This window comes from Gilliamella sp. B3464 (genome assembly GCF_026536145.1).
GTDB lineage: Bacteria > Pseudomonadota > Gammaproteobacteria > Enterobacterales > Orbaceae > Gilliamella.
This window is the reverse complement of sequence record NZ_JAFNOQ010000012.1, coordinates 49,034-64,871: the sequence shown is the minus strand read 5'-3', so window position 1 is coordinate 64,871 and position 15,838 is coordinate 49,034. Positions and strand designations below refer to the sequence as shown.

General features: G+C 34.7%; 15 protein-coding genes. 13 read left to right on the top strand and 2 right to left on the bottom strand.

Going from position 1 to position 15,838, the window contains the following annotated elements; translation table 11 throughout:
• Nucleotides 1-26: 26 nt before the first annotated feature.
• The 8 genes from J3U57_RS11485 to J3U57_RS11450 all read left to right on the top strand — a co-directional run bounded on the left by J3U57_RS11485 (nucleotide 27) and on the right by J3U57_RS11450 (nucleotide 7,499).
• Nucleotides 27-371, top strand: coding sequence for a YdbL family protein (locus tag J3U57_RS11485; RefSeq protein WP_267344784.1), 345 nt, complete (start codon nucleotides 27-29; stop codon nucleotides 369-371).
• A 188-nt stretch (nucleotides 372-559) separates the two neighbouring features.
• The gene (gene asnB, locus J3U57_RS11480; protein WP_065633200.1) at nucleotides 560-2,233 is read left to right on the top strand and encodes an asparagine synthase B; all 1,674 of its coding nucleotides are present in this window, start codon (nucleotides 560-562) and stop codon (nucleotides 2,231-2,233) included.
• Nucleotides 2,234-2,692: 459 nt separating this feature from the next.
• A complete protein-coding gene (locus J3U57_RS11475) occupies nucleotides 2,693-3,673 on the top strand; it encodes a D-isomer specific 2-hydroxyacid dehydrogenase family protein (protein ID WP_267344783.1) in 981 nt (326 codons plus the stop codon).
• A gap of 59 nt (nucleotides 3,674-3,732) precedes the next feature.
• Nucleotides 3,733-4,557 carry a PTS mannose/fructose/sorbose/N-acetylgalactosamine transporter subunit IIC gene (locus J3U57_RS11470; protein WP_416379683.1) on the top strand — a complete coding sequence of 275 codons (825 nt, stop codon included), beginning with the start codon at nucleotides 3,733-3,735 and terminating at the stop codon, nucleotides 4,555-4,557.
• Between the two features lie 43 nt (nucleotides 4,558-4,600).
• Complete coding sequence (locus J3U57_RS11465) at nucleotides 4,601-5,461, top strand: PTS system mannose/fructose/sorbose family transporter subunit IID (protein WP_267334369.1); 861 nt, start codon at nucleotides 4,601-4,603, stop codon at nucleotides 5,459-5,461.
• Between the two features lie 25 nt (nucleotides 5,462-5,486).
• Nucleotides 5,487-5,984 carry a PTS system mannose/fructose/N-acetylgalactosamine-transporter subunit IIB gene (locus J3U57_RS11460; protein WP_267334367.1) on the top strand — a complete coding sequence of 166 codons (498 nt, stop codon included), beginning with the start codon at nucleotides 5,487-5,489 and terminating at the stop codon, nucleotides 5,982-5,984.
• Between the two features lie 14 nt (nucleotides 5,985-5,998).
• On the top strand, nucleotides 5,999-6,442 hold the full coding sequence (locus J3U57_RS11455) for a PTS sugar transporter subunit IIA (RefSeq protein ID WP_267344781.1): 444 nt from the start codon (nucleotides 5,999-6,001) through the stop codon (nucleotides 6,440-6,442).
• Nucleotides 6,443-6,557: 115 nt separating this feature from the next.
• Nucleotides 6,558-7,499 (top strand): hypothetical protein, encoded by a 942-nt coding sequence (locus tag J3U57_RS11450; RefSeq protein WP_267344780.1) that lies wholly within the window; start codon nucleotides 6,558-6,560, stop codon nucleotides 7,497-7,499.
• Nucleotides 7,500-7,590: 91 nt separating this feature from the next.
• On the opposite strand, the gene satP is transcribed toward J3U57_RS11450, so the two are convergent.
• Nucleotides 7,591-8,169, bottom strand: coding sequence for an acetate uptake transporter (gene satP / locus J3U57_RS11445; RefSeq protein ID WP_065633193.1), 579 nt, complete (start codon nucleotides 8,167-8,169; stop codon nucleotides 7,591-7,593).
• A gap of 230 nt (nucleotides 8,170-8,399) precedes the next feature.
• Here satP and dnaK point away from each other — a divergent pair, with 230 nt between their 5' ends.
• The 3 genes from dnaK (at nucleotide 8,400) to J3U57_RS11430 (ending at nucleotide 12,930) form a co-directional block, all read left to right on the top strand.
• The gene (dnaK, locus tag J3U57_RS11440) at nucleotides 8,400-10,313 is read left to right on the top strand and encodes a molecular chaperone DnaK (RefSeq protein WP_267334361.1); all 1,914 of its coding nucleotides are present in this window, start codon (nucleotides 8,400-8,402) and stop codon (nucleotides 10,311-10,313) included.
• Between the two features lie 126 nt (nucleotides 10,314-10,439).
• The gene (gene dnaJ, locus J3U57_RS11435; RefSeq protein WP_065633191.1) at nucleotides 10,440-11,588 is read left to right on the top strand and encodes a molecular chaperone DnaJ; all 1,149 of its coding nucleotides are present in this window, start codon (nucleotides 10,440-10,442) and stop codon (nucleotides 11,586-11,588) included.
• Nucleotides 11,589-11,838: 250 nt separating this feature from the next.
• Nucleotides 11,839-12,930 (top strand): DUF695 domain-containing protein, encoded by a 1,092-nt coding sequence (locus tag J3U57_RS11430; protein WP_267344778.1) that lies wholly within the window; start codon nucleotides 11,839-11,841, stop codon nucleotides 12,928-12,930.
• An 80-nt stretch (nucleotides 12,931-13,010) separates the two neighbouring features.
• Here the strand turns inward: J3U57_RS11430 and grcA are convergent, their stop codons facing one another.
• Entirely contained in the window at nucleotides 13,011-13,394 is a 384-nt protein-coding gene (gene grcA, locus J3U57_RS11425; protein WP_065633189.1) for an autonomous glycyl radical cofactor GrcA, read from the bottom strand.
• 741 nt (nucleotides 13,395-14,135) lie between these two features.
• Here grcA and ung point away from each other — a divergent pair.
• Both ung and gntR read left to right on the top strand, forming a co-directional pair.
• On the top strand, nucleotides 14,136-14,822 hold the full coding sequence (gene ung / locus J3U57_RS11420) for a uracil-DNA glycosylase (protein ID WP_267334356.1): 687 nt from the start codon (nucleotides 14,136-14,138) through the stop codon (nucleotides 14,820-14,822).
• On the top strand, nucleotides 14,822-15,826 hold the full coding sequence (gene gntR, locus J3U57_RS11415; protein WP_267334354.1) for a gluconate operon transcriptional repressor GntR: 1,005 nt from the start codon (nucleotides 14,822-14,824) through the stop codon (nucleotides 15,824-15,826). The genes ung and gntR overlap by 1 nt, the downstream gene beginning before the upstream one ends.
• The last annotated feature ends 12 nt before the right edge of the window (nucleotides 15,827-15,838 follow it).

Genomic DNA, 15,838 nt, shown 5'->3' with positions numbered 1-15,838 from the left:
ATGATGTAATTGTTTAGGGGGTTGTTATGACAATCTATAAAAAAGTATCATGTGTTTTATTGTCGATGGTTTTATCTTTTTCCGTTTTTGCATTAAATTTAGATCAAGCAATGGATGCATTGAGTCAAGCTAAAGCACAAGGTTTTGTGGGTGAGCAAGATGATGGTTATTTAGGTGTAGTTAAAAATGAAGCTAATGCAAGTGAAATTGCTCAATTAATTAACCAGGCTCGTAAAGCACAATATCAAAAAGTCTCAGCTGAAACGAATGTGTCTTTAAGTGAAGTTGAAAAAAGAGCGGGTAGTAAAGCTCAAGAGAAAACCCCAGCAGGGCAATATATCAAGCAACAAGGTCGCTGGTTAAAAAAATAATTTTTAGCTTTTCGCAGTAATAGGAAAAGTATAATCACATTGTACTTTAATTGTGTATGAATAATGTGTATGCTGTTAAACAGATAGTTTGACATACCTTATTTTACTAATAACAATGGTGTGAATTTTTTAGTTAGTTTTTTATTTTGTAATAGTATCGCGTGTGCGATTTTAAATGGAGAAAATCAATGTGTTCGATTTTAGGTATTCTTGATATTAAATCAGATCCAGAACAACTACGAACAAAAGCACTAGAATTATCAAGTCTACAGCGTCATCGTGGACCTGATTGGTCTGGTATTTTTGCTTCTGATAAAGCAATCCTTGCTCATGAACGTTTATCAATTGTTGATGTTAATACTGGATCTCAGCCACTTTATAATAAAGATAAAACATTAGTTTTAGCAGTTAATGGCGAAATTTATAATCATCAAGAACTCCGAAATCAGTACAAAGATCGTTATGAATTTCAAACAGGATCAGACTGTGAAGTGATCCTTGCTCTGTATCAAGAAAAAGGCATTCATTGCCTTGATGACTTACAAGGTATGTTCGCGTTTGTTCTTTATGATATTAATAAAGATGCTTACTTTATTGGTCGTGACCATATTGGCATTATCCCTATGTATATGGGTTATGACGAAAATGGCACATTTTACGTCGCTTCTGAAATGAAAGCATTAGTGCCAGTTTGTAAAACGATTGAAGCTTTTCCGCCGGGCAGTTATTTGTCAAGCACTGAAGGTGAAATCAAAACTTATTACAAACGCGATTGGATGGATTACGAAAATGTCAAAGATAATAAAACTGACATTAACGAACTTCGTGTAGCATTAGAAGAGTCGGTTAAAAGCCATCTTATGTCTGATGTTCCTTATGGTGTATTACTTTCTGGAGGACTTGATTCTTCGGTTATTTCAGCTATTACCAAAAAATTCTCAGCAAGACGGGTTGAAGATCATGAAAAATCTGAAGCTTGGTGGCCACAATTGCATTCATTTGCTGTTGGCTTGAAAGGCGCGCCTGATCTTAAAGCTGCACAGGCTGTTGCTGACCATCTTGGTACCGTTCACCACGAAATTAACTTTACTATTCAAGAAGGTATTGATGCTATTCGTGATGTAATTTATTTTATTGAAACTTACGATGTAACAACCATCCGAGCTTCTACACCAATGTATTTGATGGCGCGAAAAATTAAAGCGATGGGCATTAAAATGGTCTTATCCGGTGAAGGTGCCGATGAAGTATTTGGTGGCTATTTGTATTTCCATAAAGCGCCAAACGCTAAAGAGTTCCATGAAGAAACGGTTCGTAAATTAGCGGCACTTCATATGTATGATTGTGCTCGTGCTAATAAAGCCATGGCAGCATGGGGCGTTGAGGCTCGTGTTCCATTCTTGGATAAAAAATTCTTAGATGTGGCGATGCGCATTAATCCTAAAGATAAAATGTGTGGCAGCAACGGCAAAATGGAAAAACATATTGTCCGTGAAGCATTTGAGTCTTATTTACCCGCATCTGTTGTTTGGCGTCAAAAAGAACAGTTTTCTGATGGTGTAGGTTATAGCTGGATTGACACATTAAAAGAGATTGCTGAAAGTAAAATTACTGACCAGCAATTAGCAAATGCTAAATTCCGTTTTCCATATAACACACCCGCTTCAAAAGAAGCATATATGTATCGTGAAATTTTTGATGAATTATTCCCAGTTGAAAGTGCTGCTCACTGTGTACCGGGTGGTCCAACGGTCGCTTGCTCAACAGCAAAAGCGATTGAGTGGGATGAGTCATTTAAAAATCTCAATGATCCGTCAGGTCGTGCTGCGATAGGCGTGCATAATGATGCTTATAAAAAGTAATATATCAACTTTAAATACTCGCTTATTTATCTGAGTTGATTATAAAAAGGGCTATATGCCCTTTTTTATTGTTCAGTGAAGTCTAAATACTTTCTTTATGGCCCTATCTATACGAGATCTTATCATTCACCATCTGCCTATTGCAGTGCTCAATTTTTTTATTACTGATACTCATTTTAAGTATGATTCAATTGGATTGGTTAATTTGATAATTGATGAACTAAATTGCATTGCGATTTTTTATCAAAAATAGTTTATTGGCTTTCCAATATCTTTCGTTTTTGGGCTCTATTTAATAGAAAAAGTTTTTTATTAAATCTGTGATCTAAATTCACTTTTTTCTAAATCTTATAAATTATACTAAATGTTACCAGTCACATTATGGCTGTCTGGAAAGTAAATTACCTTTATTTTCCGATAATTAATACGTAAGGGTGTATGATTAATTAGGAGCATTGAGTGAAAAATTATAAAATTGCAATAATCAACTCAAGTAGTTTTGGGAAATATTTTCCTGATCATTTAAAACGATTAGAAAAAATTGGTGAAGTAAAACATTTTACTTTTGAAAATAATATTCCCGGAAAAGAACTCGCCGACGCATTGCAAGAATTCAATATTGTTATAGCAAGTGTTAGACCATTTTTTAACAAGGCGTTTTTTGATAATAAAAAACAACCTTTACTCCTACTTTCACGTCATGGTATCGGCTTTAATAATGTTGATGTAGTAGCAGCTAAAGAGCATGGAACTATCGTCACTATTGTGCCGCCTTTAGTGGAGCGTGATGCGGTTGCCGAAAATGCTGTGACTAATTTATTGGCATTAATTAGACAAACTGTTCAATCTCAAGCTGCGGTTAAGGCAAATGAATGGCAAAAAAGAGCCTCTTTTCTAGGCATCAATGTTACGGGTAAAACTGTTGGTGTTATCGGATGTGGGAATATTGGTAGCCGCGTAGCAGAAATATTCAAACACGGTTTTAATGCTCGATTACTGGTTGTTGACCCTAAAGTTAACAAAACATGGGCGAGTAAACACAATATCGAAATTGTTGAGTTAGATTATTTGCTAAAAAATGCTGATATCATCTCTTTAAATGCATCATTAAACGAAACAAGCTACCATATTTTAAAACAACCTCAATTTTCTTTGATGAAAAAAGGTGTTTTTATTACAAATACCGCACGAGCCGAATTGATTGACGAAAGTGCATTAATTAACGCGCTAGATAGTGGTGTTGTTGCAGGACATGCAACAGATGTAATGTACGTTGAACCTTCATATAACGATAATCCCTTAGTCCAGCATCCAAAAGTGCTTGTCACACCTCATACTTCAGCTTATGCCATTGAATGTTTACAAGGTATGGGTGAAAAATGTGTGCAGGATGTAGAAAATTTTGTCAATAATTTACAATTGCAATCCGTTGTTTCTTAATGGTTTATTTTAAAGTTTAATTGATAATAACAATATCAAGGAGTTTAGATATGCAAGATATGCATGTTACATTTCTACAAGCCGCGATTATTTCAGTATGGGTTGCGATGGTTATGTCTCGGGGGCTAGGTGGGGCAACTTTGACACTAAGATTTACACCGATGATAACGGGGTTAATTGTCGGTATTGTCTTTAATGATATTCATAATGCCATGATAACCACAGCAGCTATTCAACTAATCTACATGGGCGTTTTTTCGCCAGGCGGCCAAATGCCATCAGAACCTGCCATTGCAACAGCCGTTGCGGTTCCTGTCGCTTTACTGGGTAAAATGGAACCAACCGCTGCAGTTGCCGTTGCAGTGCCTGTTGGATTATTGGGATCTTACCTATATCAGTTAAGATTTTTCTTTAATACGATGATTATGAAATTAACTGAAAAGTATGCACAAGAGGCAAATAGCTCTGGTCTAACTTTATCAATCATCATACTACCAATAATTTGTAGCTTTGTTCTTTTTGTCCCATTTATGTTTGTAGCACTGTATTTTGGTGCGCCAATTATTGCGGATGTTATTAAAACAAATGCAGGGGGATTAGTTTTCCACATCCTTAATGTTATTGGTGGCGGACTTGCTGCTGTCGGTATTGCATTAACTATCTATGTTATTGGTAAAAAAAGTTACATTATTTTCTTCTTACTTGCGTATTTTATGGCTGTAATGGCAAAACCACTTAATATCACCATGGTCACTTACGCGATTGTTGGCGCTATCATTGCATTTATTTTTGTTCTAGCAAAAAGTGAAGCAGTTAATTCTGTCGCAGATCAACCAAGAAGTAATTCAAATAATAACAATCAAATTGATGATGATGATTATTAATCTGTAACTATTTGATTAATAGATTAGAAAGAGGAATTTTATAATGACACAAATAGTACAAGAAAGTATCGATCTAAAGCCAGAGGCAATTACTAAACGAGATATCACTTTTGCTTGGTTACGGTGGTATTATGCTAATGAGATCCCACACTCATTTGACCGTTATCTAGCTGCTTCGTTAATGTGGGGGTTAATGCCAATTCTTAAAAAATTATATAAATCAAAAAGTGAGTTAGCTGCTGCTTACCAAAGACATTTACTGTTTTTTAATACCCAGATAACTTGGGGCGGCGGTACTATCTCAGGCATTATGGCTTCATTAGAATCTGTAAGAGCAGATGAAGTTTATCAGAAAAAACCGATCAGTATTGATAATGATGTGCTTTATAATACCAAAGCGGGTTTAATGGGGGCCTTGGCGGGAATTGGTGACGCGATTGACTCAGGAACCATTCAGTATATCTTCATAGCCATTGCGCTACCTTGGGCTCAAGATGGTCTAGCAATCGGTGCTTTATTTCCTTTCTTTGCTTTTGTCATTTATCAACTTTTTGTGGGGTACTATTTTGCTCAGTTAGGCTTTAAATTAGGTCGAAATGCGGCAACTGAAGTTGTTGGTAATAAAATGCAGATGATTATTGAAGCACTATCCATTTTAGGGTTGTTTATGATGGGTATTTTAGCTGCTAGTTATATTAAAGTGTCATCAAGTTTAAAATTTACTTTATCAGGCAAAGATTTCGTTATCCAAGACACACTGGACAAAATTTTACCTGGTGTTTTGCCACTTATGGTTGTGATGGGATTATATTTCTATTTTTATAAGAAAGGATTAAAGGTAACTCAAGCATTAGTTGGATTAACAATAATACTCGGTGTATTAGCAGCTATTGGCATTTTATAAAGTTAAAAAATATAGAGGTTAAATTATGGGAAAAGTCGTTTTAGCGCGTGTAGATAGTCGCCTTATTCATGGTCAAGTTGCCACTAATGTGTCTAAAGCAGCAGGAGCAAATGCGTTGTTTGTAGCCGATGATTACTCTGCAAATGATGAGTTTACTAAAAATATTATTTTAGGTGCTGGTGCCAGCACAGGGCATAAAATAAGAGTATTAAAAGAAGATGGTGCAGTAAGATATTGGAATGATCGCCAGTATGATGATTTTAATGTTATTTTGATTACTAAAAATATTGAAGTTATGTATAAAATTATTAAAGCGGGCGTGCCAATAACCAATCTTAATATTGGTGGTTTACCACTTGTACCGGGAGCAACGTCAATAATTAAAGAAGTATCAATTAATAAACAACAACTTGATTTGCTAATCGATTTACAAAACAGCTATCCCAATATGGATATCTATTTTCAAGCAACCCCTTCTTTGAAAAAAGTAACGTTAAATGAAGCGATTAAAATGTTTGAATAATCGAGGAAAATAATATGATAGGTGTATTATTAGTGAGTCATGGCAAGATGGCTGAAGGGATTAAAGATAGTGTTACAATGATTGTTGGTGAACAAGATAAATTTGCATCATTATCGCTTAATCCAGGACAAGATATTAATCAATTAAAAACCGATTTGTTTAATTGTTCAAAGTCGCTTAATAGTGGTAAAGGTGTATTAATTTTTGTCGATTTGTTTGGTGCCTCGCCTTATAACGCATCAATGCGATGTTTGCCTGAGTGGGAAAAATTAGGTATGAATGTCCGGATAATTACCGGTATGAACTTGCCAATGGTCATTAATGCTGTATGTAATAGGGATTCATTATCACTACTGGATTTAGCAAAAGAGTGTATTGAGGCAGGACAAGAAAATATTCAAGAAGCTATTGGCAATATGGCTAATTTTGCCCAATCTCAAAACGAAGATGATTATTGATTAAACTCACATCTTTAATAGATAATCATCATTTTAATATTATCTATTTGTTTCGCTGTTAGTGTGAATGATAAATCGCACTAACGGTTTTTCTAAATTCAAATAATGATTAAAAATGGATAAATTTAAAGACCTTGTACTAAGATACTGTGTCATTTTTGGTAAACGATTTACGTCTAAAGAGAAAATTACTTTTTTAAGAGTAATATCGAAAGAACTGATTCAATTAGGTTATAGTGTTGAAGCCAAAGTAGCAAAATTAAAGTTAGCAACAAGACGATATGAAAATTATTACAATGCTTATATTGGTGATTTAGATAAAGCTGAATTAATTATTTGTACTTATTATGATACCGGTATTAAAAATTTTAATCTTCAGAAAAAATACGCATTCACGCCTCAATTTAGTAAATTAGGTTATTTAGTAGGTATTTTACCTATTATTATCTTATTTATCGCGTCACTGATATTAAATTACTTTGTTTTTATTCCTAAAATTCAAGTTGAGGGATTTTTTAGTATTTCCGGAATATTGTCGATTATTTCGACCATTTTATTATTTTTTATTGTTTTAAAATACAAAAATGGCATTCCCAATCAAAAGAATTTTGTTTGTAATACTTCAAGTATTATTACAATTATTAATTTAATTCATCAGCTTGATAAAAAAGAAAAGAAAAAAATTGCGTTTGTTTTATACGACGATGGTAATGGTGGCCAATATGGTTTAAAAATGTTAGAAAGCTATTCGGAACAAATGAAAGAAAAAAAATTTATTTTTATCGATAGTATTGGTAATGGGGAGGATTTAATTTTTTTAAAACCGAAAACATCAATGCTAACTTTAGATGGTGTGACTTTTCATTCTGGTGAAATGGCAACACAATTAACCAACTACTTAATGATTACATCTGGTAATATCGATCAAGATAGTAAAATTCTTATCAAGAATGCTGGCTCTTCAAAAGATAATTATCTATCAGAGCAAATAATTACCAAGCATACTCAATCTCTTGTAAATGTATGCAAGGCTTTACTCACCAAACACACTAAATAATTCATTAATTGAGTAATTTTTTATAAAAAAAACGGGGTATCCCCCGTTTTTATTACTCGCTTATTCGTCATTGCATGACGACTTAATATTATTAATGTGCAGCACCTTTAGGCGCGCCAATTGGTAAAATTGTACGGCCATATTGTTCATTAAGTACTTCGGCCATGGCAAGGTAAATAGCGCTAGCTCCGCAGATAATACCTTCAAAACCAGCTATATGAATAATGTCATGGTTGCCACAAATGTTACCAATTGCTAATAAAGCAAATAAAATCGTTAAACTAGCAAAAACGAATTGTAATGCACGATTAGCTTTTAAGGTACCAATAAACATAAAAGCGGTAAAAATCCCCCATAACGCAAGGAAAATACCGACAAAAGTTGCATCAGTTGGTGCAGTTGCTGGTGAGGTTGGTAAATACCAAATTCCTACTAATGCAATCCAAAAGAAACCATAAGAGGTGAATGCAGTTGTACCAAACGTGTTACCTTTGCGAAATTCTAAAATTCCAGCAATGACTTGCGCAAGCCCTCCATAAAAAATACCCATAGAAACGATTGCTGTCATCACAGGGAAAAATCCTGCATTATGAATATTTAATAAAATGGTGGTCATGCCAAATCCCATCAAGCCAAGTGGACCTGGGTTTGCAAGTTTAGTTTGTTCCATAAGGATCCTATAAATAATTATCATAATAAAAAAGAGCGGCAATAATAAGTGTAGAAAAGCTGATAATCAAGATTTAAGAAAAAATAATTTTTTTGCCCCCTTGATATTGATAATAATGTTCCCATTTATGTGGAAACAATAACATTTCTTTGTGAAAAATAAGCTCTTGAAAATAAATATTTAAGACTTATATACAAGAAATAAAATACAGGTTTTGAGGAGAAAAGATTATGGGTAAAATTATTGGTATTGATTTAGGTACAACAAATTCATGTGTTGCAGTAATGGACAATGGTCAAGCAAAAGTATTAGAAAATGCTGAAGGCGATCGTACAACCCCGTCAATTATTGCATATACACAAGATGGTGAAATTTTAGTTGGTCAACCCGCTAAACGCCAAGCAGTAACCAATCCACAAAATACACTATTTGCCATTAAACGTTTAATTGGTCGTCGTTATGATGATGCCGAAGTACAACGTGATGTTGCTATTATGCCTTATAAAATTGTTAAAGCTGATAATGGCGATGCATGGGTAGATGTCAAAGGTCAAAAAATTGCGCCACCGCAAATCTCTGCTGAAGTATTGAAGAAAATGAAAAAAACCGCAGAAGATTATCTTGGTGAGCCAGTCACTGAAGCAGTTATCACTGTTCCAGCGTATTTTAATGATGCACAGCGTCAAGCAACTAAAGATGCGGGCCGTATTGCTGGTTTAGATGTTAAACGTATTATTAACGAACCAACAGCCGCTGCACTTGCTTACGGTTTAGATAAAGATGTGGGTAACCGCACTATCGCTGTATACGACCTTGGTGGTGGTACATTTGATATCTCAATTATCGAAATTGACGATGTTGATGGAGAGAAAACATTCGAAGTATTAGCAACTAATGGTGATACTCATTTAGGTGGTGAAGACTTTGACTCACGCTTAATTAACTATTTAGTTGATGAATTTAAACGTGAACAAGGATTCGATCTGAAAAATGATCCACTTGCAATGCAACGTTTAAAAGAAGCGGCAGAAAAAGCGAAAATTGAATTATCATCAGCACAACAAACTGATATCAACTTACCATATATCACGGCTGATGCATCAGGTCCAAAACACTTAAATATTAAAGTGACACGCGCTAAACTTGAATCATTAGTCGAAGATTTAGTTAAACGCTCAATGGATCCGGTTAAAACTGCACTACAAGATGCTGGTTTATCTGTATCTGATATTAAAGATGTTATTTTAGTCGGTGGTCAAACTCGTATGCCTATGGTGCAAAAAGCGGTTGCTGACTTCTTTGGTAAAGAACCACGTAAAGACGTTAACCCTGATGAAGCTGTAGCAGTGGGCGCAGCAGTACAAGGTGGGGTACTTGGTGGTGATGTTAAAGATGTGTTATTACTTGATGTAACACCATTATCTTTAGGTATTGAAACAATGGGTGGTGTGATGACTACCTTGATTGAGAAAAACACAACTATCCCAACTAAACATAGTCAAGTGTTCTCAACAGCTGAAGATAATCAATCAGCGGTAACCATTCATGTGTTACAAGGTGAACGTAAACGTGCAAGTGATAACAAATCATTAGGTCAGTTTAATCTTGATGGTATTCAAGCTGCACCGCGTGGTATGCCACAAATTGAAGTAACATTTGATATTGATGCTGACGGTATCTTACATGTATCAGCAAAAGATAAAAATACTGGACGTGAACAAAATATTACCATTAAAGCGTCTTCAGGTTTAAGTGAAGAAGAGATTCAAAAAATGGTAAATGATGCTGAGGCGAATGCAGAAGCTGACCGTAAGTTTGAAGAGTTAGCTCAAATTCGTAACCAAGCAGATCACCTTGTTCACTCAACGCGTAAACAAGTGTCTGATGCAGGCGATAAATTACCAGCTGCTGATAAAACAGCCATTGAAGATGCAGTGAGTGCATTAGAAGTTGCAGCGCGTGGTGAAGATAAAGCTGAAATCGAAGCGAAAATTAATGCATTAATGGAAGCATCTAAAAAATTGCTTGAACTAGCGCAGCAACAAGGTCAGGCAGAACAGTCAGCTCAAGCAGGTAGTAGCTCTACAGCGCAAGACGATGTTGTTGATGCAGACTTTAAAGAAGTTGATGATGATAAAAAATAAGCATTAACCGCTGTGTTTTTTAATGAGTTATTTCAACGAGTTTTAAACATGTAACACATTAAACGGGCGCGAGGTAACTCAAGCCCGTTTAGTTGTTTATGTAATAAATAAAAATAAAGGTAAATTATGGCGAAGAAAGATTATTATGAAACATTAGGCGTAAGTAAAAGTGCTACTGAAGCTGAAATAAAAAAAGCCTATAAACGCCTTGCCATGAAATATCATCCTGATAAAAATCAGGATAATAAAGCTGAAGCAGAAGCAAAATTTAAAGAAGTGAAAGAAGCTTATGAAGTTTTGACCGATGCGCAGAAAAAAGCAGCTTATGATCAATATGGGCATGCTGCTTTCGAGCAAGGTTTTGGCGGTGGTGCCGGAGCAGGTGCCGGTGGATTTGGTGGCTTCGGCGGCTTTAGTGGTGGTTCAGCATTTGATGATATATTCAGTGATTTCTTTGGTGGTGGTCGTGGCGGACGAGCGCAAAGCGCATCACGCGGTGCCGATCTGCAATACAATATTACCTTAACACTTGAAGAAGCCGCTGCGGGTGTCAGCAAAGAAATAAAAGTACCAACATGGGTTACTTGTGATACTTGTCATGGTCAAGGTACAGAAAAAGCATCAGATGTTGTTACCTGTGAAACTTGCCATGGTGCAGGGGTTGTGCAAATGCGCCAAGGTTTCTTTGCTGTACAGCAAGAGTGCCCAACTTGTCATGGACGAGGCAAAGTAGTTAAAAATCCTTGTAAAAAGTGTCATGGCGAAGGTCGTATCCAAAAAACAAAAACACTTTCTGTAACTATTCCTGCGGGGGTGGATACGGGTAATCGTATTCGACTTTCCGGTGAAGGTGAAGCAGGCTTAAACGGTGCACCAGCTGGTGATTTATATGTGCAAGTGCAAGTTAAACCACATGGTATTTTTGAACGTGATGGTAATAATTTACATTGTGAAATTCCAATTAATATTGCATTGGCATCACTAGGTGGCGAAGTTGAAGTACCAACACTTAATGGTAAAGTCAGTTTAACGATACCGGCCGAAACACAAACAGGGAAAATGTTTAGATTACGAGGTAAAGGTGTCAAATCATTACGCGGTAGTACAATGGGTGATTTGTATTGTCATGTTGTGGTTGAAACTCCAGTCAATTTAACGGGTAAACAAAAAGAGTTGTTAAAAGAATTAGGCGAAAGTTTTAAAGCCGATAAAAGTTCTAAGCATAGTCCAAAAGAAAAAAGCTTTTTTGATAAAGTGAAAAAGTTTTTTGGCTAATAATTTTCAATAATGTACAAATGGCGAGGCAGAAAAACTACCTCGCCATTTTTATTTATCTAGTTCATATCAATAAACCCTCATTTTTAAATGTTTTTTTGTTAATTCTTGATAGCTAAATTTTGTGCAATATTTTGTATCAAACGTAGATAATCGATGTTGTTCAAAATTAAATTGATGTAGTATATTGAATTACATATTATTTTTATTTGTATATAATTTTAATCACTTTTATCTATAGGATTTTTTTATGTTTTTAAAAAAACTTTGGCAAAAATTGCGACCACAAAATGTAGTCATTGCTCAACAATCAACACCAGATGATAACCTCAAAATAGCTATCCAATCCTTTTGGAATAAAGTTAAACAGTCAGAACAGTCTCTTAGTGAATTGCAACCTTTAGATTTAATGGAAAAGCTCAATAACTTGTTAAGTGAAAACCAATTAGACGTTATTGCCGAAATTATGGGGGGAGAGGTAAAAAAACATAAAATTATTTTTACTGCTGAAGGTAAAATTGAACGTTTTGAACTAGTAGTAGAAATTGTTAAATTAGCACCTAGTTTAGATCTATTTGAAATCGAGGCATTTCGTCAACGAGCTAATAAAATTTCTGATTTTGAAATAAATTTTAATGGTACCTCTTTTTCATTGGGGGCATCTGATTTATTGATTCAATATCATGAAGATCATCGTAAAATTGCTTTGGATTTAATGTTTGCTAAAACAATCGCCAAAGATCAAATAAATTATGCACAAACATTAGCTTTAGTCATTTTGGATCATCTTTTAGGGGAGTACGACTTAGCTATAAAAGTGCAATCAATTAATTTTGTCGACACAATGCCTGATTCTAATAGTATTACGGCTGAAGAGTTTGCTAAACGATTTGATGATATCTGGAAAAATGATTTAAAACACACCGGTATTTTTCCTATTTCTGAAAGTGAAGATCAATTGTTTGTATTTGAATTAGCAAGTAAAGATGATCCTGATGATACGACCTTAGTGCAGCGTAACGAAACGGCTAATGCATTGGCTTGTGATATTAATTATGGTTATGGACTTAATCTAAGTATAGAGCTAGATTGTAAAGAGACCTTATCGTTAGTTTACGATATAGAAGATGCTATTAGCGCCGCTTTCCGTGAAAATAGGAAAGGCATTCATGCCCAAAATTCTTTACACCAAGCAACAAGAACTATGCTTTGGTATGTAGAAGATAAACATTTTGCTACTCAAATAATTCAAAATATATTAAATCAATATCAAGATCTATCAGTAAAAATTGACTGTGAGTTTGATCCTGCTTGGATGGAGTATTTAGCTTGGGTAGACTAGTTTAGAACAAAGAAATTTGTTTTTTCATAAAAATAAACCCAGCATAAGCTGGGTTTTAATCATTCGATAATAAACTAAAATTACATTTTAGTTGTGAATGTACGAGCAATAACGTCGCGTTGTTGTTCAGCAGTTAATGAGTTGAAACGAACTGCATAACCAGAAACACGAATAGTTAATTGTGGATATTTTTCTGGGTGTTGAACAGCATCTTCTAAAGTTTCACGACGAAGAACGTTCACATTTAAGTGTTGACCACCTTCAACTTTGATAGTTGGAGCAACATCTAATGGAACTTCACGATATTCGAATTGACCAAGTTCTGCAGTTGGGATAACTTGATCTTCTTTATAAACTGATTTTGCAGCGACACAACGAGCTTCTTTTGTAGAGTCGTCCAATAACCAGAAAGAGTTAAGAAGTGCTGCATTGTCTGCTTTAGTAATTTGGATACCTGTAATCATTTTTAAATCCTCCTAACGGGGCCTTATTGCCCTAAAATAATTAAGGTTAATATAGCACTTTCAAGTTTTGATTAAAGTCAAAAAAAGCTATTAATTCGATAAGTAATACCTTTGATAAAAATTGATTAATATTTTTTTTAAACTAATCAACTGATTGATATGTAAGATATTATTATTCAATTGTATTAAAATACTTTACAAGTAATAAAACGACGATTAATAAGTTAGGTAAATCAAGTTGCCTTAAAAACGGTATTTTTTACATCAATTTTAAGCGGTTCACTTAAGGTAAAAGTAAATTTTAATGCCACACCTAGCCTATTATCATTTAATAACTTTTTATCAATAGCAATACGATTATCAATACAAATATGATCTTATGCATATTTTATATTATTCATCTAAGTATACGCATTGCCAATAACCATAAATATCATTAATCCCTTTGGGATGATTACTTTGATGATGAGTGTGTTACTCATTAATAAAATTAATTAGATTATTAATCAATCCAAATTTCAGATCTTAATTCATAAACTTGGATTATTACAAAAATGATCGTTAAATATTGATGCTGAACGAGCAAGTTATGTCTAATTTATGTTTAATTGAATTTTTAAGCGTGTTTATTTAGATTAAACGGACTTGATTACTGTTAGGTTTATTATTATTTTTAGGTATAATTAATGTTATCGGCTGATAATGTTGTTGAGCCATATGAAATAATAATATAGGTATTGTATGAGTAATCAATTAACATGGCATGATGTCATTGGATCGGAAAAAGATAAACCTTATTTTCAACAAATATTGCAATTTGTCGCATCAGAACGAGCTAAAGGTAAAGTGATTTATCCTCCACAGCATGATGTGTTTAATGCATTCCGCTTTACGCCTTTTAATGACATTAAAGTCGTGATATTAGGACAAGATCCATATCATGGACCTAATCAAGCTCACGGTTTGTCGTTTTCAGTACTACCTGGCGTTAAACCACCACCATCGTTACTTAATATCTATAAAGAGCTTTCGACGGATATTGAGGGTTTCAAAATTCCTTCTTATGGTTATTTAGGTTCTTGGGCAAATCAAGGTGTTCTTTTATTAAATACGGTATTAACTGTTCAAGCAGGGCAAGCTCATTCCCACGCTAAAATAGGTTGGGAAACGTTTACTGACCATGTTATTGCGGCAATTGATAAATATCTTGAAGGTGTTGTATTTTTATTGTGGGGCTCACCCGCTCAAAAAAAAGGGCAATTTATCGATCGGCAAAAACATCATGTTTTAACGTCTGTGCATCCATCACCATTATCTGCACATCGTGGCTTTTTGGGTTGTAAGCATTTCTCAAAGGCAAACGATCTTATTATAAAACAGGGTAAAACACCGATTGATTGGCAGCCACAACTTCCGGAAAAACAGTGATGAGTTATAGTAAAAAACGGCGAACTGGTTTGCAAGAAATTGCTAATTTAATTGGCATAAGTAAAATGACAGTGAGTCGATATTTACGCGATCCTAATTTGGTGTCTAAACCATTACAGTCTCAAATTTCAGCGGCAATCGAGCAGCTTGGTTATATCCCTAATAAAGCGCCTGATATGTTATCAAATGCAAAAAGTAATGCGATTGGGGTTGTGTTTCCATCGTTAACCAACCAAGTTTTTGCGGATATTTTAAAAGGAATTGAGATGGTAACTGATGCCAAAGGATATCAGACCATGATTACTCATACAGGATACAATGCCGATAAAGAAGAGCAACGGGTTCGTTCATTACTTTCTTATAATATTGATGGATTAATCTTAACTGAAAGAATCCATAATCCTGCTACATTAAAAATGATCGAAATTTCGGGCGTTCCTGTGGTTGAAATTATGGATAGTGTGTCGCCGTGTATTGATATGGCGGTTGGATTTGATAATTTTACTGCAACCCGAAATATGATTCATCGTATGATCGAAAAAGGGCGTCGCAATATTGTTTATTTTAGCGCAAGGCAAGATCAACGTAGCATTATTCGTCAACAAGGCTATGAAAAAGCGATGCAAGAAGCAGGCTTAACGCCGCGTACGTTAGCGACTAAAGAAGCCTCATCTTATGAACTTGGCGCACGTTTTTTACACCAAATTTTAAAAGAGTTTCCTGCCGTTGATGGAATTTTTAGTACTAACGATGATTTGGCTTTAGGCGTACTGCTTGAATGCCAACGAATGGGCATTGAAATTCCTAAACAAATCGCTATTGTCGGTTTTCATGGGCATCAAATAGGTCAATATATGAATCCAAAATTAGCATCGATACATACTCCAAGAATTGAAATGGGTAAAATAGCTGCAGAACTATTATTAAAAAGAATTAATGGGGAAAGGATAGATCAAAAAGTGGTGGATTTGTCTGTTGAATATCTAGATGGAGAAAGTATTTAATTGCATAAAAAT